At 64.4% G+C, this 21,927-nt stretch carries 20 protein-coding genes; 12 read left to right on the plus strand and 8 right to left on the minus strand.

The features are described from left to right. The first annotated feature begins 133 nt into the window (after positions 1 to 133). The 3 genes from hydA (at position 134) to preA (ending at position 4,339) form a co-directional block, all read left to right on the plus strand. On the plus strand, positions 134 to 1,579 hold the full coding sequence (gene hydA, locus LOY37_RS15950; RefSeq protein WP_258607176.1) for a dihydropyrimidinase: 1,446 nt from the start codon (positions 134 to 136) through the stop codon (positions 1,577 to 1,579). Between the two features lie 118 nt (positions 1,580 to 1,697). Next, positions 1,698 to 3,065: an NAD(P)-dependent oxidoreductase gene (locus LOY37_RS15955; RefSeq protein ID WP_258715227.1), complete on the plus strand. Its 1,368-nt coding sequence runs from the start codon at positions 1,698 to 1,700 to the stop codon at positions 3,063 to 3,065. Next, positions 3,062 to 4,339, plus strand: a complete 1,278-nt coding sequence (preA, locus tag LOY37_RS15960; protein WP_093387493.1) for an NAD-dependent dihydropyrimidine dehydrogenase subunit PreA — start codon at positions 3,062 to 3,064, stop codon at positions 4,337 to 4,339. The genes LOY37_RS15955 and preA overlap by 4 nt, the downstream gene beginning before the upstream one ends. A 56-nt stretch (positions 4,340 to 4,395) precedes the next feature. Here preA and LOY37_RS15965 read toward each other — a convergent pair whose 3' ends face one another. Together LOY37_RS15965 and LOY37_RS15970 are read right to left on the minus strand one after the other, a co-directional pair. Beyond that, positions 4,396 to 6,303, minus strand: a complete 1,908-nt coding sequence (locus LOY37_RS15965) for a hypothetical protein (RefSeq protein WP_258715228.1) — start codon at positions 6,301 to 6,303, stop codon at positions 4,396 to 4,398. 41 nt (positions 6,304 to 6,344) lie between these two features. Then, a complete protein-coding gene (locus LOY37_RS15970) occupies positions 6,345 to 6,974 on the minus strand; it encodes a LysE family translocator (protein ID WP_093381613.1) in 630 nt (209 codons plus the stop codon). A gap of 124 nt (positions 6,975 to 7,098) precedes the next feature. Between LOY37_RS15970 and LOY37_RS15975 the strand changes: the two genes are divergently transcribed. After that, entirely contained in the window at positions 7,099 to 7,482 is a 384-nt protein-coding gene (locus tag LOY37_RS15975) for a DUF2784 domain-containing protein (RefSeq protein WP_258715229.1), read from the plus strand. On the opposite strand, the gene tam is transcribed toward LOY37_RS15975, so the two are convergent. Then, the gene (tam, locus tag LOY37_RS15980) at positions 7,479 to 8,243 is read right to left on the minus strand and encodes a trans-aconitate 2-methyltransferase (protein ID WP_258715230.1); all 765 of its coding nucleotides are present in this window, start codon (positions 8,241 to 8,243) and stop codon (positions 7,479 to 7,481) included. The two genes, LOY37_RS15975 and tam, sit on opposite strands and share 4 nt — an antisense overlap. Before the next feature lie 204 nt (positions 8,244 to 8,447). Then, entirely contained in the window at positions 8,448 to 9,902 is a 1,455-nt protein-coding gene (locus LOY37_RS15985; protein WP_258715231.1) for a PLP-dependent aminotransferase family protein, read from the minus strand. Between the two features lie 90 nt (positions 9,903 to 9,992). Here LOY37_RS15985 and LOY37_RS15990 point away from each other — a divergent pair, with 90 nt between their 5' ends. The 5 genes from LOY37_RS15990 to LOY37_RS16010 all read left to right on the plus strand — a co-directional run bounded on the left by LOY37_RS15990 (position 9,993) and on the right by LOY37_RS16010 (position 15,678). Further along, positions 9,993 to 11,204: a multidrug effflux MFS transporter gene (locus LOY37_RS15990; protein ID WP_258715232.1), complete on the plus strand. Its 1,212-nt coding sequence runs from the start codon at positions 9,993 to 9,995 to the stop codon at positions 11,202 to 11,204. A 34-nt stretch (positions 11,205 to 11,238) separates the two neighbouring features. Continuing rightward, positions 11,239 to 11,718 carry a GNAT family N-acetyltransferase gene (locus LOY37_RS15995; RefSeq protein ID WP_045195638.1) on the plus strand — a complete coding sequence of 160 codons (480 nt, stop codon included), beginning with the start codon at positions 11,239 to 11,241 and terminating at the stop codon, positions 11,716 to 11,718. 77 nt (positions 11,719 to 11,795) lie between these two features. Beyond that, a complete protein-coding gene (locus tag LOY37_RS16000) occupies positions 11,796 to 12,617 on the plus strand; it encodes a WG repeat-containing protein (RefSeq protein WP_258715233.1) in 822 nt (273 codons plus the stop codon). 44 nt (positions 12,618 to 12,661) lie between these two features. Beyond that, positions 12,662 to 14,395 carry a hypothetical protein gene (locus LOY37_RS16005; RefSeq protein WP_258715234.1) on the plus strand — a complete coding sequence of 578 codons (1,734 nt, stop codon included), beginning with the start codon at positions 12,662 to 12,664 and terminating at the stop codon, positions 14,393 to 14,395. Next, a complete protein-coding gene (locus tag LOY37_RS16010) occupies positions 14,392 to 15,678 on the plus strand; it encodes a hypothetical protein (protein ID WP_258715235.1) in 1,287 nt (428 codons plus the stop codon). The genes LOY37_RS16005 and LOY37_RS16010 overlap by 4 nt, the downstream gene beginning before the upstream one ends. 41 nt (positions 15,679 to 15,719) lie before the next feature. Here the strand turns inward: LOY37_RS16010 and LOY37_RS16015 are convergent, their stop codons facing one another. Next, positions 15,720 to 16,340: a TetR/AcrR family transcriptional regulator gene (locus tag LOY37_RS16015; RefSeq protein WP_258715236.1), complete on the minus strand. Its 621-nt coding sequence runs from the start codon at positions 16,338 to 16,340 to the stop codon at positions 15,720 to 15,722. A gap of 159 nt (positions 16,341 to 16,499) precedes the next feature. On the opposite strand from LOY37_RS16015, the gene dkgB reads away from it, so the two are divergent. Then, positions 16,500 to 17,303: a 2,5-didehydrogluconate reductase DkgB gene (gene dkgB, locus LOY37_RS16020; RefSeq protein WP_195884435.1), complete on the plus strand. Its 804-nt coding sequence runs from the start codon at positions 16,500 to 16,502 to the stop codon at positions 17,301 to 17,303. Here dkgB and LOY37_RS16025 read toward each other — a convergent pair. Further along, entirely contained in the window at positions 17,300 to 17,542 is a 243-nt protein-coding gene (locus LOY37_RS16025; protein WP_045194082.1) for a DUF2790 domain-containing protein, read from the minus strand. The two genes, dkgB and LOY37_RS16025, sit on opposite strands and share 4 nt — an antisense overlap. A 160-nt stretch (positions 17,543 to 17,702) precedes the next feature. Here LOY37_RS16025 and LOY37_RS16030 point away from each other — a divergent pair, with 160 nt between their 5' ends. Together LOY37_RS16030 and LOY37_RS16035 are read left to right on the plus strand one after the other, a co-directional pair. Next, positions 17,703 to 19,133 (plus strand): PLP-dependent aminotransferase family protein, encoded by a 1,431-nt coding sequence (locus LOY37_RS16030; protein ID WP_258715237.1) that lies wholly within the window; start codon positions 17,703 to 17,705, stop codon positions 19,131 to 19,133. A gap of 102 nt (positions 19,134 to 19,235) precedes the next feature. Then, positions 19,236 to 19,673 (plus strand): carboxymuconolactone decarboxylase family protein, encoded by a 438-nt coding sequence (locus LOY37_RS16035; protein ID WP_045194084.1) that lies wholly within the window; start codon positions 19,236 to 19,238, stop codon positions 19,671 to 19,673. Here the strand turns inward: LOY37_RS16035 and LOY37_RS16040 are convergent, their stop codons facing one another. Both LOY37_RS16040 and LOY37_RS16045 read right to left on the minus strand, forming a co-directional pair. Beyond that, a complete protein-coding gene (locus LOY37_RS16040) occupies positions 19,674 to 21,104 on the minus strand; it encodes a short-chain fatty acid transporter (protein WP_045194085.1) in 1,431 nt (476 codons plus the stop codon). A 134-nt stretch (positions 21,105 to 21,238) separates the two neighbouring features. Continuing rightward, the gene (locus tag LOY37_RS16045) at positions 21,239 to 21,895 is read right to left on the minus strand and encodes a CoA transferase subunit B (RefSeq protein WP_045194086.1); all 657 of its coding nucleotides are present in this window, start codon (positions 21,893 to 21,895) and stop codon (positions 21,239 to 21,241) included. Between the last annotated feature and the right edge of the window lie 32 nt (positions 21,896 to 21,927).

Raw genomic sequence — 21,927 nt, forward strand, 5'->3', positions numbered from 1 at the left:
AATAAATATTTGCCCTATCCGAAATCGCCGACTAGATTCATTTCCTGACAGCGATGACAGGTTTTCGCCTACGCTGAAAAAAGTACAAAACCTAGAACCGGTAACAACCGGTCAAGCCTGCGAGGAGCATCTGATGACGCTTATGATTCGTGGCGCCACCCTGATTACCCATGAAGAAAGCTACCGCGCCGATGTCTTGTGTGCCGACGGCGTGATCAAGGCCATCGGCCCTGACCTTGAGGTGCCAGCCGGCTGTGAAGTGCTCGACGGCAGCGGCCAGTACCTGATGCCCGGCGGCATCGACCCGCACACCCACATGCAACTGCCCTTCATGGGCACCGTGGCCAGCGAAGACTTCTACAGCGGCACTGCCGCGGGCCTGGCCGGCGGTACCACCTCGATCATCGACTTCGTGATTCCCAACCCGCAGCAGTCCTTGCTCGAAGCCTTCCACCAGTGGCGTGGCTGGGCCGAGAAGTCGGCCAGCGACTACGGCTTTCACGTCGCCGTGACCTGGTGGAGCGAGCAGGTGCGCGAGGAGATGGGCGAGCTGGTGCGCCTGCACGGGGTCAACAGCTTCAAGCACTTCATGGCCTACAAGAACGCGATCATGGCCGCCGACGACACCCTGGTCGCCAGCTTCGAGCGCTGCCTGGAGCTCGGCGCGGTGCCGACCGTGCATGCCGAGAACGGCGAGCTGGTCTATCACCTGCAGCGCAAACTGATGGCCCAGGGCATTACCGGGCCGGAAGCGCACCCGCTATCAAGGCCCTCGCAGGTTGAAGGCGAAGCCGCCAGCCGCGCCATTCGCATCGCTGAAACCCTCGGCACGCCGCTGTACCTGGTGCATGTTTCGACCCGCGAAGCCCTGGATGAAATCACCTACGCGCGCAACAAGGGTCTGCAGGTCTACGGCGAAGTGCTGGCCGGGCACCTGCTGCTGGATGACAGCGTCTACCGCCACCCCGACTGGCAAACCGCCGCCGGTTACGTCATGAGCCCGCCGTTCCGCCCGCGCCAGGACGGCCACCAGGAGGCGCTGTGGCACGGCCTGCAATCGGGCAACCTGCACACCACCGCCACCGACCATTGCTGCTTCTGCGCCGAACAGAAAGCCGCCGGGCGCGACGACTTCAGCCGCATCCCCAACGGTACTGCCGGCATTGAGGACCGCATGGCAGTGCTGTGGGACGAAGGGGTCAACAGCGGCAAGTTGTCGATGCAGGACTTTGTCGCCCTGACTTCGACCAACACCGCGAAGATCTTCAACCTGTTCCCGCGCAAGGGCGCCCTGCGCGTCGGTGCCGACGCCGACCTGGTGCTCTGGGACCCGCAAGGCACACGGACCATCTCGGCGGCCACGCACCATCAGCAGGTGGACTTCAACATCTTCGAAGGCAAGACCGTGCGCGGCATCCCCAGCCACACCCTCAGCCAGGGCAAGCTGGTCTGGGCCAACGGCGACCTGCGCGCCGAGCGCGGCGCCGGGCGCTACATCGAACGGCCGGCGTACCCGGCGGTGTTCGACCTGCTCAGCAAGCGGGCCGAGCATTCCCGGCCGGTCGCCGTTAAGCGCTGAAGAGCATCGCGGGTCAAGCCCGCTCCCACATGTGGGAGCGGCGGTGCGACGCCTCGACTTGACCCGCGATGGAAGGCAAAGCCTTCCCCAAAAAAAATAAAAAAATGAGGAACCCACCGTGATCGATTCCCTCAACCACCTCCCCCGACCTTCCGAAAGCAACGCCACCCTCGCCGAACACTTCAGCGACCTGGCGCCAGCGTTGAACGCCCGCCAGGCCGCGCTGGAAGCCTCACGCTGCCTGTATTGCTACGACGCGCCTTGCGTCAACGCCTGCCCCAGCGAGATCGACATCCCTTCGTTCATCCGCAACATCCACCAGGAGAACGTCCAGGGCGCGGCGCAGAAGATTCTCTCGGCCAACATCCTCGGCGGCAGTTGCGCGCGGGTGTGCCCCACCGAGATCCTCTGCCAGCAGGCCTGCGTGCGCAACAACCACCAAGAGTGCGCGCCGGTGCTGATCGGCCTGTTGCAGCGCTATGCCGTGGACCATGCCGAATTTGCCCAACACCCGTTCCAGCGCGCCGCCAGCACCGGCAAACGCATTGCCGTGGTCGGCGCCGGCCCGGCGGGGCTGTCGTGCGCCCACCGCCTGGCCTGGCACGGCCATGACGTGGTGATCTTCGAAGCCCGGGACAAAGCCGGCGGCCTCAATGAATACGGGATCGCCAAGTACAAGCTGGTCGACGATTTCGCCCAGCGCGAGCTGGACTTTGTCCTGCAGATCGGCGGCATCGAGATTCGTCACGGCCAGGTGCTGGGCGACAACCTCAGCCTGGCCGAGCTGCAACAGCAGTTCGACGCGGTGTTCCTCGGCCTGGGCCTGAATGCCGTGCGCCAGCTAGGCCTGGCCAACGAGACAGCGCCGGGCATGCTCGCCGCCACCGAGTTCATCCGCGAACTGCGCCAGGCCGATGACCTTACCGCCTTGCCGGTGGCCGACCGTTGCATCGTCCTCGGCGCCGGCAATACCGCCATCGACATGGCCGTGCAAATGGCCCGCCTCGGTGCCCGCGACGTCAACCTGGTGTACCGCCGTGGCGTCGAGGACATGGGCGCCACCGCGCACGAGCAACACATCGCCAAGGACAACCAGGTACGCCTGCTGACCTGGGCCCAGCCCGAACAAGTGCTGCTCGACGATCAGGGCCGGGTGCGCGGCATGCGCTTTGCCCGCACGCACTTGAGCGATGGCCGCCTGCAGCCAACCGGCGAGACCTTCGAACTGGCTGCCGACGCGATCTTCAAAGCCATCGGCCAAGCCTTCGATGGTGGTGCCCTGAGCGACAGCAGCGGCCAGCAGCTGGCCCGCGAGGGCGAGCGCATTCGCGTCGACGAGCAGCTGCGTACCAGCCTGCCCGGCGTATACGCCGGCGGCGACTGCACCCAGCTCGGCCAGGACCTTACCGTCCAGGCCGTGCAGCACGGCAAGCTGGCCGCCGAGGCCATGCATGCGCACCTGATGCTCAATGTGGAGGCTGCATAATGGCTGACCTGTCGATCGAATTCGCTGGCATCAAGGCGCCCAACCCGTTCTGGCTGGCCTCCGCACCGCCCACCGACAAGGCTTACAACGTGGTCCGTGCCTACCAGGCCGGCTGGGGTGGCGTGGTCTGGAAAACCCTGGGCGAAGACCCCGCCGCAGTCAACGTCTCGTCGCGTTACTCGGCGCATTACGGGGCCAACCGCGAGGTCATGGGCATCAACAACATCGAGCTGATCACCGACCGTTCGCTGGAAATCAACCTGCGCGAAATCACCCAGGTGAAAAAGGACTGGCCAGACCGCGCACTGATCGTCTCGCTGATGGTGCCCTGCGTCGAAGAATCCTGGAAAGCCATTTTGCCGCTGGTCGAAGCCACTGGCGCCGACGGCATCGAGCTCAACTTCGGCTGCCCCCACGGCATGCCCGAACGCGGCATGGGCGCGGCGGTCGGCCAGGTGCCGGAGTACGTCGAACAGGTCACGCGCTGGTGCAAGACGTACTGCTCGCTGCCGGTGATCGTCAAGCTGACACCGAACATCACCGACATCCGCCAGTCGGCCCGCGCCGCCCATCGTGGTGGCGCCGACGCGGTGTCGCTGATCAACACCATCAACTCGATCACCAGCGTCGACCTCGAACGCATGGTTGCCCACCCCATTGTCGGCGACATGAGCACCCATGGCGGCTATTGCGGCTCGGCGGTCAAGCCGATCGCCCTGAACATGGTTGCCGAAATCGCCCGCGACCCGGCCACCCACGGCCTGCCGATCTGCGGTATTGGCGGCATCGGCAGCTGGCGTGACGCCGCCGAGTTCGTCGCCCTCGGCTGCGGCGCGGTGCAGGTGTGCACGGCGGCGATGCTGCATGGCTTTCGCATCGTCGACGAGATGAAGGACGGCCTCTCGCGCTGGATGGACAGCCAGGGCTACCGTAGCCTCAAGGAGTTCCAGGGCCGCGCCGTGGGCCACACCACCGACTGGAAGTACCTGGACATCAACTACCAGGTGGTGGCCAGGATCGACCAGGCGGCGTGCATCGGTTGCGGGCGCTGCCACATCGCCTGCGAAGACACCTCGCACCAGGCCATCGCCAACCTCAAGCAGACCGACGGCAGCCACCGCTACGAGGTGATCGACGCCGAATGCGTGGGCTGCAACCTGTGCCAGATCACCTGCCCGGTGCAGGACTGCATCGAGATGGTCCCGCAGGACACTGGCAAGCCGTTCCTCGACTGGCTGCATGACCCGCGCAACCCCTATCGCGAAGCGTCCTGAGGCATAAGGTTACGACCTTGGCGTTGCAAAGCGCCAAGGTCGCCTTGCTCACAAGGCTACTCGGGCTCGAACTCAAACAGCGTAGGTTTGCCGTTGATCAGCTCAATTCGGCCAACCTGCCACCGGTTGGCTTCGAGCTGAACAGGCTTGGGATAAAACGTGTGTACATTCGTGCCCAGTGTGACTGTGCAGCAGACATGTTCGGCGGTGAGCTCGCCAACCTTGGAATAGTTGGTTACCACGATATCGTAGCGCCTGTAGTACCAAAAAGAGATATCGATGACCTCCATTCCCGGGCCCGTCATTACATCCTGGACAAGACGGGCGTAAGGCGACCTTTCCAGATCGCCCCTGTTTGCGTAACTCACGCTTGGCTGTTCATTGAGCGACGCCTGCGGCATGTTCAGGGCGACATCCAGATCTCCGAGTGCGGCGCTCCAGCTCAGGCATACTTTTCCTGCCCGGCCGTTTGTAAGTTCAGGGCCAGTGTCTTTTGTTAGTGTTGGTGCAGCAACGTCAAGCGTTTCAACGAATAGTGCGTTTTCGATCTGGGTGGCCAGCTTCGGCTGTAGACGCTCCATTTCTGCAGTCGCTTCGCCGATGTAACGAATGCGGCTGACTGCCAGGACTTCATTGGCCGCCACAAGAGCGGCGTGATCTGCCGGACCGTGATTGACCACGAACACATCCGCCTGCGGACAACTGCGCGCATAGTCATCGGCGGCAACGGTAAAGTTGCCGCGGCTGGCGTTCAGGTAATGTTTGCACTCAAGGACAAAACGGGTGTTGCTGTTACGGTCGCCGGCAGAATCGACGCGCAGGATGCGAAAGTCCGGTTGAATACCGACTTTGCGTTTTTTACTGGTCCCTACCAGGTCGGAGCGCAACTCTGCCCAGACATCATACTGCTCACCCTGCCACTGGTAAGACGCCAGCCGGCTACCCCCAAACGCGAAAGACAAGACCCCATTTGCATCGGGATGGAATTGCAGGCTTTCGGTACGCCGCGCTGCAGTTTGCAGCAGAACGCTGCCAACCCATACGGAATAGAGCTCGTGGCGCTTGCGCCATAACGGCAGGTTGAGCAGGTCAAGCAACTCCTTGCGGGTGCGATCGACCCATTGCTCGCGTGTTGTCAGTGCGTCGAGTGTTGGTGTGACGCTCGCCACAATATCCTGGGGGGCGAGCCTGCCCTGGCGGACTCCCTCGACAATCGACCTGAGGTAGAACTCGATTCCGGCATCTACCTGATCGTGGGTTGCCGAGATCCGTGCACGATCCACTTCTGACAAGCTGGGCAACCGAGAGGCCATTAGACCATCCCTGCTTGAAGCCATGCTCCCACACCAGCTTCTAAGATCATTCAGCAATTGCGCAAGACGCAGCACTACATGATCAAATTCGGCATGCTGAGTAGCCGGCATAGGCAGCACCTGGGGAAACCCCTCGCATTTCGTGCTGCCGACTCCCGGCACAAACGATTTCAAGCTATTCCTTAATTCCCAGAGCTGAACGGCCGAAGCTAACTCATACCGCGAAACCAATACCCTTTCCAGCCGCTCAACACTCTGACGAAATGCCTCCAGCGTCGACTTGATAGGATTGCTCACATTCTTGAAGCGAAAAGACACGCTCAGCGGCTGCTGCCCCTGCGCCTCAGCCAGGGCCAAGGTCTGCAGGATATCCTTCATCATCACACCGAAATCGCGCTGGGAGGTCAGTACGGCCACCAGCAAGGTCTCGACGCTGACCTGAGCCAAACCACTGCGCGCATCTGCCTTCAACAGGGCCTCCACCGATGGGTGAGCAACCAGTGAAGGTACCGACGCCAGCAGCGCCTGCTGTACCTGATGGTCAAACTGTACATCACGCCCCGGACGCCGCTTCAGCTTCAGTTCAATACCTGCGCCACTGAGCAGCTCGCGCCACAACGCCTGAGCGCTCACTACCGTGAGTCCATTCATGGTGGTTCCTGTAGATTCGGTTCAAGTGGGGTACCGCGGTTTCAGCGTAGATCACTGCGCCGGTACAGGCTCAAGCCCACTGCCAGCGCCGCCAGCATGCCGGCGCAACTGCGGTTGATCCACTGCATGGTGCGCGCCGAAAAGCGCCGCATGGCGTGCCGCCCGCCATAGGCGTAGACGGCCATCATCAGCCCGTCGATCGCCGCGCTGGTGATCGCCAGCACCAGGTACTGCTCGGCCACCGGTTGCTCGGGGCGAATGAACTGCGGCAGGAACGCCGAGAAGAACAGCAAGCCCTTGGGGTTGGACAAGCCGACGAACAAGGCCCGCAAGAAGGCCGAACGCCCCGTGGCGCCAGCGCTCACCGTACTACGTTGCAAGGCCCCGCTCGGCGCCCGCCAGAGCACCCAGGCCAGGTACAGCAGGTACACCGCGCCCACCCACTTGACCACGCTGAACAGCTGCTCCGAAGCCTGCAGCAACGCCCCCAGGCCACAGCCCACCGCCGCAATCAACACCAGGTCGGAGAGCATCGCCCCGGCCATGCCGAAACCGGCCACGCGCATGCCGTGGGAAGCGCCATTGTTCAGGGCCAGGAGCATCGCCGGGCCGGGGGTGATCATCACCGCGCTGGCGGCGATAACGTAGAGCAGCAGGGTCGAGGCTTCCATGGCGGGCTCCGCGGGCAGAAAGGCTCAAGCATGCCTCGGCCAGACTGATCATGGCAATCGTGCCATCCCGCGAATGCCTATATCATGACGGTTACAGGAATATCCCCGCGAGGAAGGAATCGTCATGCTTTACCGCCTGGGCGCCGATGGTCTGGTGCTGTTTCACTTGTTGTTCATTGTCTTCGTGCTGTTTGGCGGTTTGCTGGTGCTCAAATGGCGCGGTGCGATGTGGTGGCATCTGCCGGCGATGAGCTGGGGCATGGCCGTGGAGTTCTTTCACCTCACCTGCCCGCTCACCGAGTGGGAAAACCGCCTGCGCCAGGCCTCGGGCCTGGCCGGTTATGAAGGCGGCTTCATCGAGCACTACATTTGGCCGATCATCTACCCGGCGGGGCTGACGCCTGGCATCCAGCTGGTGCTCGGCTCGGTGGTGGTGCTGGTCAACGGCCTGGTCTACCTGCGCGTAATGCGCCAGTGGCAGGCGCGGCGTCAGCAGCGCATTGCCTAGCGTGTAGCAACGATAAACAGGCGCGGAAACGGCAACAGCACCGTGCCATCGGCGGCAGGCGGATACGCCTGCTCCATCGCCTGCAGGTAGTACTGCAGAAAATCTGCCTGCTCCTGGGCATCCAGCGCCGCCAGATACGGCCGCAATGCCGAGCCCTTGAACCACTCCACTACCGCCGGCGCGCCGCCTGCCAGCGGGTGGTAATAAGTGGTGCGCCAGACGTCCACGCGCCGGCAATGGGGGCTGAGCACATCGTAGTAATAGGCAGCGGTGTGCCGTGGCGGCAACTGCAGATCACCGACCTTGCCGGCCCAGCTACCCAGTTTGGCGATCTCGCGAAGCTGCCGGTGGGCCGGTTCGTCGAGGTTGTCCGGGGTCTGGATCGCCAGGCTACCACCGGCCGTCAGTTGACGTACCAGCTGCGGGTACAGCAGCGCGTGGTCGGGCAGCCATTGCAGCGAGGCGTTGGCGAGGATCACATCGACACCCTGTGCGGCGCTCCAGCTAGCGATATCAGCCACTTCGAAGGCCAGCTGCGGCAAACGCTGGCGGGCGGCGGCGATCATGTCTTCGCTGCTGTCCAGGCCGGTCACCTGCGCCTCGGGATAGCGGCTGGCGAGCACTTGCGTGGAGTTGCCCGGGCCGCAGCCAAGGTCGACCGCGCTGGCGACGGTGTGGTTGGGCAGCGCCGCCACCAGGTCGCGCACCGGGCGCGTGCGTTCGTTCTCGAAGGTGCTGTATTGCGCAGCTGACCAGGTCATCGCAGGTTCCTTTAGTGGCCTTGGGAATAGCGTGGCCCTAGGGTTTGTACGAAAAGTCGCCGAGCGGCGATCAGGCAAGGCGAAAACAGGCGAGGAAGCGGAGTTTACGAGTTGTAAATGAGCATTCCGAGCCTGTTTTCAACGCAGCATGATCGTCGCGCAGGCACTTTTCGTACAAAGCCTAGCATGCCGGTTACCCGCCGATTAAGAAACCTCGTACAGCAATGCCGCCAGTTTGCGCCCGGCAAAACGCAGCTGCGCATCGCTCAGGGCGGTGAAGCCGATCATCACCGCAGGCCGCAGTTGCACCTGCTGGCAGAAGCTGCCGATCGGTTGCAGTTGCAGGCCCTGGTCGGCGGCGCGCTGGCAAAAATCCTGCTCATCCGCCCCTGCCGGCAACCACAGGACAAAGTGCAAACCGGCTTGCTGGCCGCTGACCTCGTAACAGCCCGGCGCATGCTCGGCCAGGCAGGCGAGCAGCAGGTCGCGGCGCTGCTGATAGGCCTGGCGCGCCTGCCTCAGGTAGCGTACGAAGCTGCCATTGGCCAGGTACTCGGCCAGGCCCAGTTGCTCGGTAACCCCGACCGCACCGCCGGTGCCCTGCAGGGTCGCCAGCAACGGCGCGCGCAGGCTCGCCGGCACCAGCATGAAACCCACGCGCAGGCCGGCGAACAGGGTCTTGTTGAAACTGCCGCAGTAGATCACCCGGTCGCCGTGATCCAGCGCCTTGAGCGCCGGCAGCGGTGCGTTGTTGTAGTTGAATTCGCTGTCGTAGTCGTCTTCGACGATCCACGCCTCGGCACGCGTGGCCCAGTCCAGCAACATCAGCCGCCGCGACACCGACAGGGTCACGCCCAGCGGCGACTGGTGCGCCGGGGTCACGCAGGCCAGGCGGGCATCCAGGTGATGCTCAAGCGCTTGCGCGTCGATGCCCTCGGCGGTTACCGGCACTGCCACCACCTGCGCCCCGGCCCGCGCAAACAGCGACCTGGCGGTGCGGTAGCCGGGGTCTTCGACGCAGGCCTTGTCGCCCGGGCGGATCACACTGCGCGCCAACAGGTCGATGCACTGGCGGATGCCGCTGGTGACGATCAGGTCCTGGGCAGTGCAGCGGATGCCGCGATAGCGGCGCAGGTAGTCGGCGATCTGCTCGCGCAGGGCCGGCAGCCCGGCCGCATCCGGCGAGCTGAGCAAGGCTGCCGGCGCTGTCGCCAGGGCCTTGGCCAGCGCCTGGGACCAGGCCTTGAGCGGGAACAGCGCCGGGTCGGCCAGGCGCGCGACAAACGGCACACCCACCTGCACACCGGTGCCGCTGGCCGTGCTCGGTGCGCTGAGCGGCTGGCACGCCGGCGCCGCTGCCGGCTCACTGCCAGCAGCGATAAAGGCGTCAGGCACCACTGCACACACCCGGGTACCGGAGCCGGCCACCCGGTTGACATAGCCCTCATCGCGCAGACGCTCGAACACCAGCTCCAGGGTGCCCCGCGACAGCTGCCAACGCTCGGCCAGGGTGCGCGTCGAGGGCAAGCGGCTGCCGGCCGCCAGGCGCTTGTCGAGGATCGCATCGCGCAGGGCGGCATAGGCGCCTTGCTGCTTGCCCTGGGCCAATGCCGTGGGCAGCGGGAGATCGAGGGCGATGGCGGCTTTGCCTGTGCGCATAGTGGTCCAATCAGGTTTGTTCTTAATGGCGCTGCCGATTAAACCACATTGGCCGCTAAGGTCTGCGCATCGATCACAAGGAACCGTTCAATGCCCACCCCCTCCTCGCCCGGCCCGCGAACCTGGCTTCTATTGCTGCTGATGATTGTCTGCCTGCCGCGGGTGGCCCTGGACATCTACCTGCCCGCCCTGCCCGACATCGCCATCGCCCTGCACGCCAGCGACGCTCAGTTGCACCTGACCCTGACCCTGTACATGCTCGGCTACGCCCTGAGCATGCTGATCAGCGGCCCGCTGTGCGACCGTTTTGGCCGCCGCCCGCTGTTGCTGCTCGGCGGCACGATTTACCTGCTGGCAAGCCTGGCCTGCAGCCTGGCCAGCAGTGTCGAGGTGCTGATTGCCGCGCGCCTGTTCCAGGCCCTGGGCGGTTGCTGCGGGGCGGTGATTGGCCGGGTGATGGTGCGCGATCACTTCGACCGCCAGCAACAGGGCCAGTTGCTCGGCTACCTGTCGATGGGCATGGCGCTGTCGCCGATGATCGCGCCCGTGCTGGGCAGCCTGATCGAAACCGGCCTGGGCTGGCGCTGGATCTTCCTGCTGCTGACCTTGAGCGCTGCCCTGAGCCTGCTGCTGATCGCCCTGCGCCTGCCGGAAACCCGCCCGCCGCAAGTGGACGGGCTGCGTCAGCAACCGGTGCTGAAGGTCTACCTGCGCCTGCTCGGTGACGGCTACTTCATGCGCTATTCACTGGCGATTGCCTGCGTTTACTGCACCTACTTCCCGTTCATCGCCGAGTCCTCGCCCCTGCTGCAACGTCGCCTGGGCCTGAGTTCGGCGCAGTACGCCGCGGTGTTCGCCGTCACCGTCGGCGGCTACCTGGTAGGCTCGCAGCTGTTTCGCCGGCGCAGTGGCCGCTACAGTGCCGATGCCTTGCTCGGCCAGGCCCTGGTGCTCAACCTGGCTGGCGCGCTGCTGCTGATGCTCGCCACCCGGCTGTGGCCCGACGCGCTGCTGGCGATCGTCCTGCCGATGCTGCTGATCATGCTCTCGGTGGGCCTGGCCATTCCGGCCTGCCAGTGGGCGGTGCTGCAGCCTTATGCGGCCATCGCCGGCAGCGCCTCGGGGTTTTTCTTTTTCATCCAGATGGCCTTCACTGCGCTCTGCAGCCTGGTCATCGGCCAGCTCTCCGATGGCAGCGCCGGGCCCCTGGCCGGCATGACTGCGCTGGCCAGCCTGGCCTTTGCCCTGGTGCTCAAATGGCTGCGCAGCGAAGCGATGACGCTCAAGGCCGGTTCCGGCTAACATGGGCGATTACCTCACCCGCCGGAAGCCTGCCATGAGCCTGACCATCCGCCCCGCGCGGCGCGAAGACGCCGCCCAGATCCTCGCCTTCATCACCGAGCTTGCCGACTACGAGCGCGCCGTCCACGAAGTAATCGCCTCCCGGGCCGACATCGAACGCACTTTGTTCGACGACGGCGCCAAGGCCCTGAGCCTGATTTGCGAGCGCGACGGCCAGGCCATTGGCTATGCGGTGTACTTCTACAGCTACTCGACCTGGCTGGGGCGCAACGGCATTTACCTCGAAGACCTGTACATCACCCCCGAGCAACGCGGTGGCGGTGCCGGCAAGCAGTTGCTGCGTCATATCGCCGTCGAAGCCCTGGCCAACGGCTGCGGGCGCCTGGAGTGGAGCGTGCTCGACTGGAACGAGCCGGCCATCCAATTCTATAAATCCCTGGGCGCCCTGCCCCAGGATGAATGGGTGCGCTACCGCCTCGAAGGCGCCGGCCTTGAGGCGTTCGCCCGCGGTTGAATGGCTGGGCAAGTGCGGCGCGATCGGCTAAGGTGCGCGCCTTGCCCTTACCTCGCCTTGCCAAGGAATGCACTGAATTGAAGGCCCTCTTTCGCTCCCTCCCGTTACTGTGCCTGGGCGCTGCCCTGGCGGCCTGCAGCGCCACCCCCGCCGACCCGGTCAGTTTCAAGGAAAATGACCTGTATGGCCTTAAAGACCCCAGCGGCAAGGTCATCGTTGCGCCGTCCATCGAGCTGCAACCGGTTTACCACGAAGGCATGGCAGCCGTTCGCATCAACAACAAATGGGGCTACATGGACCGCAAGGGGCAGTTGCTCATCCCGACCCTCTACACGCGCCCCGGGCCGTTCAGCGATGGCCTGGCAGGCGTCTGCCTGACGTATTCCGAGTGTGGCTACATCGATACCCGGGGCCGCACCGTGGTGCCGTTCGAGTATGACTGGGTAGAGGGTTTCGACGACGCCAAGGACGGCCTGGCGGTAGTCGCCAAAGGCAACCTGTTCGGCATGATCAACCGCAAGGGCGAGCAGGTGATCCCCCTGCGCTTCAGCTCGCGGCCCATTACCGAGAAGGGCTATGTGCTGCTGAACGACAGCGCCAGCAAAAAAAGCGGCCTGATGAACACATCCGGCAAAGTGGTGCTGCCTTTCGAATACGACGGCTTCGCCTACAATACCTGGGGCGGACGGCTGATCAACGACAATCTGCTGAGCGCGGCAAAAGAAGGTAAATGGGGCTTTATCGACCTTAAGGGCAAGGTGGTCCTGCCCTATATCTATGACAGACCCGGTTTTTTTCGCGACGGCCAGGCCATCGTACAACGCGACGGCAAGCACTACCGGATCGACCGCAAGGGCAACGAAACGCCCTTGGAATACGAGCCATTGAAGCTACCCTGAGAGTATTTCCAATGATGTAAGCCTGGTGCACAGGAGTGCTGCCCATGGTCGTCAAAGCCAATAGCCAGACCTTCACCATCCTCGCCCAGGACCCGGCGGTGCGTGATGCCCGCGGCCAATTGCTGTTCGCCCGGGTCAGCGTACCGCTGGAAACCCTCGGCCTGGGCCCCACCGGCTACCGCCTGAAGGTGGTCGACTTCGACGCCTCGCGCAACCAGCTGTACCACGCCCACTCCTACCAGCAGGACGCCACCAGCGGCGCGATGATCGACCCCTTCGATCAGCCCGGCGAGGCGCTGCTGGGCAATCCGGCGTTCCACTGCCAGCACGTCTACGCGGTGGTCATGCGCACCCTGGCGCGCTTCGAGATGGCCCTGGGGCGCCGGGTCGGCTGGGGCTTCGAGGGCCACCAGTTGCATGTGGTGCCGCATGCTTTCGTCGAGGCCAATGCCTTTTACTCGCGGGCCGACCGCGCCTTGATGTTCGGTTATTTCAAGGGCCTCGACGGCCAGCACGTGTTCACCTGCCTGTCTCACGACATCGTCGCCCACGAGGCCACCCACGCGATTCTCGACGGCCTGCGCGGCGGCTTCATGAATGCCTCGGGGCCCGATCAGGCAGCCTTCCACGAAGGCTTTGCCGACGTGGTGGCGCTGCTGTCGGTGTTTTCCCTGCGCGAAATCATCGAGTACGCCCTGACCAATGGCGGGCGTATCGAGCTCACCGTACAGGGCGATCGCCGGCTGCTCAACGGCGACCAGCTGAGCCCGCAAAACCTTGCCGAGTCGCTGCTGTTCGGTATCGGCGAAGAGTTCGGCCAGCAACTCGAAGGCCTGCGCGCCAATGCCCTGCGCCGCTCGGTGATGCTGCCGCCGTCGGCGGACTACCTGAGCGACGAGCAGTTCGCCGAAGCCCACAACCGTGGCGAAGTTTTCGCCGCCGCCATGCTGCGCAGCATGCTCGCGCTGTGGGTGGCGCGCCTGGGCGAGCTGGGCAATTTTGGCGACAACCTGTACAACCTGCGCGAAGTGGTTGAAGAAGGCGCCAAGGCCGCCGACCAGTTGCTGACCATCGCCATCCGCGCCCTGGACTACTGCCCGCCGCTGGACCTGGAGTTCGGCGACTACCTGGCCGCCCTGCTCACCGTCGATGCCCAGGTGACCCCGGACGATTCGCGCTACGACTACCGGTTGATCATCCGCACCACCTTCGAAGCCTTCGGCATCAATCCGCCGCCAGCGCGCACCGACAGCGACGGCTGCTGGCACGGCTTTGCCGACAACGGCCAGGTGCAATACCGCAACAGCCACTTCGACTCGATGCTGCGCGACGACGAAGAGGTGTTCCGTTTTCTCTGGGAGAACCGTGCGGTGCTGGGCATCGACGAGCGCGCCTACACCGAGGTGGTGTCGGTGCGCCCGAGCATCCGCCTGGGCACCGACGGCCTGCTGCTGCGCGAGAGCGTGTGCGAATACATCATGAAGGCCAACATCTTTGGCGCCGAGCTCAAGAGCGTGTGCAACATCAGCCCGCGCCCGGCCTGGATCAAGACCACCGACGCGCTCACCGTCTACGGCGCCGGCACGCTGATTTTCGACCAGTACGGGCGCATCAAGTATCACGTCCAGCGCCCGCTCAACGACGGCCAGTGGCAATTGCGGCGCTTGAGCTACCTGGCAGGTCTCGATACCAGCGAGCTGGACCTGCGCAACCCGTTGGCGCAACTGCACCGCCAGCGCGCCTGGCAGGTCGGCCCATTGCGCGAGGAGCAAGCATGAAACCGACCAGCCTGACCCTCTATGCCTACCAGGTCGGTTTTGGCGACTGCTTTTTGCTGCGTTTCAACTACCCCGGTGACGTACGCCGCCATGTGCTGATCGACTTCGGCTCCATGGGCATGCCCAAGGGCGTTGCCCAGGGCCAGCGCCTGCTGGCAATCGCCGAAGACATCAAGGCCAAGTGCGCGGGCAAGCTCGATGCGGTGGTCGCCACCCACCGGCACGCCGACCATATCAGCGGCTTTGCCAGCAATCGCGCCGGCACCGCCAGTGGCGATGTGATTCGCAGCCTGGCGCCGGAGCTGGTGCTGCAACCCTGGACCGAACAGCTGGAGCTGGCCGAAGACGCCATTGCCCCCGAGCAACCGGGCCTGCGCGGCGCGCGCAGCATGGCCCAAACCCTCAAGAGCATGAATGCCCTGGCCAGCGCCGTGGTCAAGCTGCTCGACCAGGGCAAGCATGGGTTGTCCGCAGAGCTGGCCAGGCGCCTGGGGTTTATCGGCGAAGACAACATCTCCAACGCCAGCGCGGTGAACAACCTGGCGAGCATGGGCAAGCGCAACGCCTATGCCTTTTTTGGCAGCGAAGATGCCCTGGCCGAACTGTTGCCCGGTGTCCGCACCCATATCCTCGGCCCGCCCACAGTCGAGCAGAGCACCTCGATCCGCAAGCAGCGCAGCCGTGACCCGGCCGAGTTCTGGCACCTGCACCGGCAACTGGTCGATGCCCAGGTCACTGCGCCGGACGACGACCCCGGGCCCTTTGCCGACTACCCGGCGACCCGTGGCAGCAAGCTGCCGATGAGCACCCGCTGGATCGCCCGGCGGGTGCGCGAAGCCCGTGGCGAGCAGTTGCTGCAGATCGTCACTGCGCTGGACAAGCAAATGAACAACACCAGCCTGATCCTGCTGTTCGAGGTGGCGGGCAAGAAGCTGCTGTTCCCGGGCGATGCGCAGATCGAGAACTGGAGTTACGCACTGAGCCAGCCGGACATTCGCGCGTTGCTGGCAGACGTCGACCTGTACAAGGTCGGCCACCACGGCAGCCTCAATGCCACGCCAAAAAGCCTCTGGGGCGGCTTCAACAAGCGCGGCAAGGCCGGCACGCCACAACGCTTGACCAGCGTACTGTCGACCATGCCCGGCAAGCACGGCAACCCCGAGGCCGGTACCGAAGTGCCAAGGCGGCCGTTGCTGGAGGCGCTGGGCAAGGAGAGCGAGTTGCACAGCACCGATGGCTTGGAGCCGGGAAGCTTGTACGAGGAGATCGAGTTCAGCTTTTGACGATCAGGGCCCTATCGCTGGCTTGCCAGCGATGCTTTTGATCAGGGCTCAAGCCCGATCCCCCTGAGGATCACACTGGTCACCGTCTGTACCGCCCGTTCGAACTGCAGCTCCGACAGCGGTTGGTGATCGTTGAGCAGCCCGACCTGGTGGCTGAAGTCGGCGTAGTGCTGGGTCGAGGCCCAGATCATGTACAGCAGGCCCGAGGGCTCCACCGCCAGGATCCGCCCGTCTTCGATCCACTGGCGGATCTTCGCTTCTTTCATTTTCGCCCAGTCGTACAGCGGGTCGTCCAGCGCCGCGCCGAGGTTCGGCGCACCATGGATGATCTCGTTGGCCCAGACTTTGGAGCCATGGGGCCGGGTGCGCGAATGGTTCATCTTGGCGCGGATGTAGCTGCTCAGCACGATGCGCGGATCGTCATACAGTTCAAAACACAGGGCATCCTGCTTCCACACATCGAGCAGGCCGAACAGCACCGCCTGGTACAGCTCGACCTTGGTGCTGAAGTAATAGTGCACGTTGCTGCGTGGAAGCTGCGCGGCCTCGGCGATGTCGGCCATGGCGGTGCCGGCGAAGCCTTTTTCGGCAAAGACCTTTTCCGCTGCCAGAAGGATGTTGTCAACGTTGCGTTGACGAATGCTGAGCTTGTGCTGGGCCATGGCCGAATCCGTTGCGACTGACCCTGCAAGGCTACCATTGCCGGAGCATTCGTGCGCTGCAAGCAAAAAGCTTGTGCGGCAACGGGCATTTTTCTGCGCGGGCACAGTCGCAATACTGCACGTCTTGTTTATCAACGCTCGCACCGGAGGAACCCGCTCATGACTATTCCCGCCCTTGGCCTTGGCACCTTCCGCCTCAAGGACCAGGTAGTGATCGATTCGGTGGCCACCGCCCTCGAACTCGGTTACCGCGCCATCGACACCGCGCAGATCTACGGCAACGAAGCCGAGGTCGGCCAGGCCGTGGCCGCCAGCGGCATCGACCGTGACGAGCTGTTCATCACCAGCAAGATCTGGACCGAGAACCTGGCCGCCGACAAGCTGATCCCCAGCCTCAAGGACAGCCTGCACAAGCTGCGCAGCGACTACCTCGACCTGACCCTGATCCACTGGCCATCGCCCCAGGGCGCAGTGCCGGTCAGCGAGTTCATGGGCGCCCTGGCCGAAGCGCAAAAGCAGGGCCTGACCCGCCAGATCGGCGTATCCAACTTCACCATCGACCTGCTGCGCCAAGCCATCGAGGTGGTCGGCAAGGACGCCATCGCCACCAACCAGATCGAGCTGCACCCGTACCTGCAGAACCGCACGCTGGTGGACTTCATGCACCGCCAGGGGATTGCCGTGACCTCGTACATGACCCTGGGCTACGGCAAGGTCCTGCACGACCCGGTGATCGAGCAGATCGCCGCGCAGCACGGCGCCACCCCGGCGCAGGTGACCCTGGCCTGGGCCCTGCAGCTGGGTTATGCGGTGATCCCGTCCTCGACCCGGCGCGAGAACCTGGCCGGCAACCTCAAGGCCCGCGAACTCAAGCTCAGCGCTGACGACATGGGCAGGATCGCCGCCCTCGACAGCGGCCTGCGCCTGACCAGCCCCGAGAGCCTGGCGCCAGCCTGGGACTAACCGCGGTCGGTGCAGACCCGGGCCAGTTTCAGGTACTGCAGGCTGTGTTGCCGGCCCGCGGAGTCGACATAGACCATGCTGGCCAGCACCACCTCGCAGGTGTCGCTGGCCGGTTCGCTCAGCTGCAGCACCCGGGCGACATCCACGGGCATGCCATAGTGATAGACCGGCACCGGTGTGGCGGCCTGGGCCGTCGCCGCCAGCAACAGGCTCAAACCCGGCAGATAACGCAGGCTCATGGTGATTCTCCTGTGCACGCAAGCGGTTCGCCGCAGTGCCGGCGAACCTCGACCCGTTGAGTGTGGCGCGCTGTGGGCATAGGCGTTGCACCAGGGGATCAACGGCAGCGAATCAGGTAACCTGAACGCCAGACAAACGCCTGCGGATACGCCCCTCACCATGGAACTCCACATCAGCCTGCAGGGCCGCAAGGGCCTGGCCGAGCAGCTTTACCAGCAGTTGCGCGACGGCATTGACAGCGGCCGCCTGGCGGCCGGCACGCAACTGCCCCCCAGCCGCCTGCTGGCCGAGCAACTGGGGGTGTCGCGCAAGACCGTGGCCGAAGCCTATTCGCGCCTGACCTACGACAACCTGCTCAGCGGCCAGGTCGGCAAAGGCAGCTTTATCACCCCTGCCGCCACCCGCAACCCACCACCCAGTACCAGCATCCCCCTGGCCAGCGCCGCCACCCTGGCCAAATGGCAGGCCCGGGCCAACCCGCTGGCTGACCTCAAACTGCCGATGTTGCGCTACGACTTTATCGGCGGCGCCTCGAGCAAGGTGCAATTCCCCTTCGATGACTGGCGCCGCTGCAGCCAATACGCCCTGCGCCAGATCCGCCACAGCAGCGCCCGCTACAGCGCCCACCAGGGCCTGCCGGAGTTGCGCGAGGCGATCGCCCGGCATATCGCCTTCGCCCGCGGCGTGCGTTGCAGCAGCCAGGACGTGGTGGTCTGCAACGGCGCCCAGCAAGCCCTCGACCTGATCACCCGGGTGCTGGTCGAACCCGGTTGCCAGGTGGCCATGGAAGACCCCGGCTACACCCCGGCGCGCCAGTTGTTCCTGGCCCAGGGCGCCGAGCTGCAATGCGTGCCGGTCGACGCCGAGGGCATGTGCGTCGAGCAGATCGCCGAGGGTACACGGCTGATCTACGTCACCCCGTCGCACCAGTTCCCGCTGGGCATGCCGATGAGCCCGGCGCGCCGCCAGGCCTTGCTCGAACGCGCCGCAGCGCTGGGCGCGATCATCATCGAGGACGACTACGACAGCGAGTTTCGCTATGAAGGGCGGCCCACCGACTCGTTGCAAAGCCTCGACCGCCACGGCCTGGTGGCCTATGTCGGGACCTTCTCCAAAACACTGTTGCCGGAGCTGCGCCTGGGTTACTGCATCGTCCCCGAAGCGCTGCGCGAGGCGATCTGCATCGCCAAGCAACTGACCGACTGGCACACCCCGACCCTCAACCAGTGGGCGCTGGCGCAGTTCATCAGCGAAGGCTCGCTGCAAAAACACATTCGCCGCGTGCACGAGGTCTATGCCGCGCGCCGCGAATGCATCCTGGCCCGCCTGCAGGGTGATCTTGCGCCCTGGTTCGAAGCGGTGCCGGCCACTGCCGGTTATCACCTGAGCGCCCTGGCCCGGAGCGATCTGGACGTGGAATTTCTGATCAGCATGGCGCGCAAGGTCGAGGTCGGCCTGTATTCACTGGCGCCCTTCCATGCCCGCGTGCCGGTGCGCCAGGGCCTGCTGCTGGGCTTTGGCGCCATCGAACGGCTGGACATCGACCCGGCCCTGGACCGCCTGCGCGACGTGCTCCAGGCCCTTGACTGATTGGCCTCCTGACAAAGGGCAAAATTGGCTATTCGAGTACGCCGTACCTGGCGCTAAGGTAGCGCCATCGCCGCCTGTGGCGGACCTTAGCGGAGAGCAGCAATGAGCAATCGTATCGAATGGGCCAAACACTCGCCTGAAGCCTACAAAGCCATGGTCGGCCTGGAAATGGCCCTGGGTAAATCGGGGCTTGAGAATTCGCTGCTGGAGCTGGTGCGCCTGCGTGCTTCGCAAATCAATGGCTGCGCCTACTGCGTCAACCTGCACGCCAACGATGCACGCAAAAGCGGCGAAAGCGAAGCGCGCCTGCAGACCCTGAGCGTCTGGGACGAAACCGAATTCTTCAGCCCGCGCGAGCGGGCGGCGCTGGCCTGGGTCGAAAGCCTGACCCGCCTGCCCGACCAGCGCGCCCCGGAGCACCAGTACCGCGCGCTGCTCGAGCACTTCAGCGAAGCCGAAGTGGTCAACCTGACCCTGGCCATCGCCACCATCAACGCCTGGAACCGCTTCGGCGTCGGCTTTGCGATGATTCCTGGCTGATCAACCCGCCGGGGTCGGCATCACCGGCGGCGTGTACTGCAAGGTGGTGCCGAGGATCCACAGCAGGAACAGCACCAGCGGCACGTGCACCAGCAACTGCACGAACGAGAAGCCGATCAGGTCGCGCGCCTTCAGGCCCAGCACGCCCAGCAGCGGCAGCATGTAGAACGGGTTGATCAGGTTCGGCAGCGCCTCGGCGGCGTTGTAGATCTGCACCGCCCAGCCCAGGTGGTACTGCAGGTCGTTGGCCACCAGCATCACGTACGGCGCTTCGATGATCCACTTGCCGCCGCCCGAAGGGATGAAGAAGCCCAGCACCGCCGAGTACACGCCCATCAGCAAGGCATAGGTGTCGTGGGTGGCGATCTGTACGAAGAAGGTCGAGATGTGGTGCGCCAGGCTTTGCGCATCGGCGCCCTGGACCTGGGTCAAAATCGCTGCGATCGAGCCGTACAGCGGGAACTGGATCAGCACTCCGGTGGTGGTCGGCACCGCACGGGCCACGGCATCAAGGAAGCTGCGCGGGCGCCAGTGCAGCAAGGCACCGGCCATGATGAACAGCAGGTTGTAAGTGTTCAGCCCGGAAATCGCGGTGATCGCAGGCTTGGTCGAAAACTCGTTGTACAGCCAGCCAGCGGCCAGCGCCACCAGCAGCAGGATCAGGATCGGGCTGTACTCCAGCCACTCGCCCGGGCGGGTGCGCTGCGGTGTTGGCGGTGCCGAGAAGCTTGGGTCGACGCCGCAGGCTTCGGCGCTGCGGGCGCTGTTGGGGCCCGGCGCAGTGGCATAGGCCACGACCAGCGAAACCACCACCAGCGCGGCGAGCATCACCCCCGACTGCCAGAGGAAGATGGTCTCGGTGAACGGGATCACCCCGGTGATCGCCAGGATCGACGGCGGCAGGCTGGCCGGGTTGGCCTGCAGTTGCGCGGCCGAAGACGACAGGCCCAGGGCCCACACCGCACCCAGGCCCAGGTAGGCGGCGGCACCGGCGGCGCGGTAGTCCATTTTAAGGTCGCTGCGCCGGGCCAGGGCGCGCACCAGCAAACCGCCGAACACCAGCGACAGGCCCCAGTTGAGCAACGAGGCGACCATCGAGATCAACGCCACCCAGCACACCGCCGAACGACCGTTGTTGGGGAGGCGCGCCAGGCGGTCGATCAGCTTGACCGCAGGTGGCGAGCTGGCCACCACGTAACCGCCGATGACCACGAAAGCCATCTGCATGGTGAACGGGATCAGGCTCCAGAAGCCGTCACCGAAGGCCTTGGCGGTATCGGTGGGCTTGCCGCCCATGGCGAGGGCAGCGACCGACACCAGCACCACGGCCAGGGCGGCGAACACCCAGGAGTCGGGGAACCAGCGTTCGGCCCAGTTCGAGCAACGCAGGGCAAAACGGGCGGAGCGGCTGTCTTGGATATCAGCGGCCACGGGATTTTCCTTTTATTGGTTTTATTGGAACGGCACAAGGCCCCATCGCGGGTCAAGCCCGCTCCCACAAGGTCCACTCTGTGGGAGCTGGCTTGACCAGCGATGAGGCCAGCAAGAACTACGAAAAACTCAGATCAGAAGGTCATTTCTTTAACATCATCCGCCACGATCAGCTTGCCCGCGGTCTTCTCGATGATCTCTTCAACCGTCACCCCCGGCGCAGTCTCGCGCAGGATGAAGGCGCCGTTTTCAATCTCAAGGTAAGCCAGGTCGGTGAGCACCTTGCGGATGCAGCCGGCGCCGGTCAGCGGCAGGCTGCAACGCGGCAGCAGCTTGGACTCGCCGTCCTTCGAGGCGTGGGTCATGGTGACGATGATGTTGTCGGCACCGGCCACCAGGTCCATCGCCCCGCCCATGCCCTTGACCAGCTTGCCGGGGATCATCCACGAGGCGATGTTGCCTTGCACGTCCACTTCAAAGGCGCCGAGCACGGTGAGGTCGACGTGACCGCCGCGGATCATGGCGAAGGATTCGGCCGAGTTGAAGATCGAGGCGCCGGTGCGGGCGGTGACGGTCTGCTTGCCGGCGTTGATCATGTCGGCGTCCAGCTGCGCTTCGGTGGGGAATTCACCCATGCCCAGCAGGCCGTTTTCCGATTGCAGCATTACGTCCATATCGGCCGGGACGTAGTTGGCCACCAGGGTCGGGATGCCAATGCCGAGGTTGACGTAGTAGCCATCCTTGAGTTCACGGGCTACACGTTGGGCCATTTGTTCGCGGGTAAGTGCCATGGTCAGGATCTCTTTATTGTTCTGGGGTCGGG

It is taken from the genome of Pseudomonas sp. B21-012, assembly GCF_024749305.1.
Lineage (GTDB): Bacteria > Pseudomonadota > Gammaproteobacteria > Pseudomonadales > Pseudomonadaceae > Aquipseudomonas.

Excerpts from the sequence above, each read along its gene's own strand:
- hydA (WP_258607176.1), top strand. The coding sequence starts at position 134 with ATGACGCTTATGATTCGTGGCGCCACCCTGATTACCCATGAAGAAAGC.
- LOY37_RS15965 (WP_258715228.1), bottom strand. The coding sequence starts at position 6,303 with ATGAATGGACTCACGGTAGTGAGCGCTCAGGCGTTGTGGCGCGAGCTG.
- LOY37_RS15970 (WP_093381613.1), bottom strand. The coding sequence starts at position 6,974 with ATGGAAGCCTCGACCCTGCTGCTCTACGTTATCGCCGCCAGCGCGGTG.
- LOY37_RS15975 (WP_258715229.1), top strand. The coding sequence starts at position 7,099 with ATGCTTTACCGCCTGGGCGCCGATGGTCTGGTGCTGTTTCACTTGTTG.
- tam (WP_258715230.1), bottom strand. The coding sequence starts at position 8,243 with ATGACCTGGTCAGCTGCGCAATACAGCACCTTCGAGAACGAACGCACG.
- LOY37_RS15985 (WP_258715231.1), bottom strand. The coding sequence starts at position 9,902 with ATGCGCACAGGCAAAGCCGCCATCGCCCTCGATCTCCCGCTGCCCACG.
- LOY37_RS15990 (WP_258715232.1), top strand. The coding sequence starts at position 9,993 with ATGCCCACCCCCTCCTCGCCCGGCCCGCGAACCTGGCTTCTATTGCTG.
- LOY37_RS15995 (WP_045195638.1), top strand. The coding sequence starts at position 11,239 with ATGAGCCTGACCATCCGCCCCGCGCGGCGCGAAGACGCCGCCCAGATC.
- LOY37_RS16005 (WP_258715234.1), top strand. The coding sequence starts at position 12,662 with ATGGTCGTCAAAGCCAATAGCCAGACCTTCACCATCCTCGCCCAGGAC.
- LOY37_RS16010 (WP_258715235.1), top strand. The coding sequence starts at position 14,392 with ATGAAACCGACCAGCCTGACCCTCTATGCCTACCAGGTCGGTTTTGGC.
- LOY37_RS16015 (WP_258715236.1), bottom strand. The coding sequence starts at position 16,340 with ATGGCCCAGCACAAGCTCAGCATTCGTCAACGCAACGTTGACAACATC.
- dkgB (WP_195884435.1), top strand. The coding sequence starts at position 16,500 with ATGACTATTCCCGCCCTTGGCCTTGGCACCTTCCGCCTCAAGGACCAG.
- LOY37_RS16025 (WP_045194082.1), bottom strand. The coding sequence starts at position 17,542 with ATGAGCCTGCGTTATCTGCCGGGTTTGAGCCTGTTGCTGGCGGCGACG.
- LOY37_RS16030 (WP_258715237.1), top strand. The coding sequence starts at position 17,703 with ATGGAACTCCACATCAGCCTGCAGGGCCGCAAGGGCCTGGCCGAGCAG.
- LOY37_RS16035 (WP_045194084.1), top strand. The coding sequence starts at position 19,236 with ATGAGCAATCGTATCGAATGGGCCAAACACTCGCCTGAAGCCTACAAA.
- LOY37_RS16045 (WP_045194086.1), bottom strand. The coding sequence starts at position 21,895 with ATGGCACTTACCCGCGAACAAATGGCCCAACGTGTAGCCCGTGAACTC.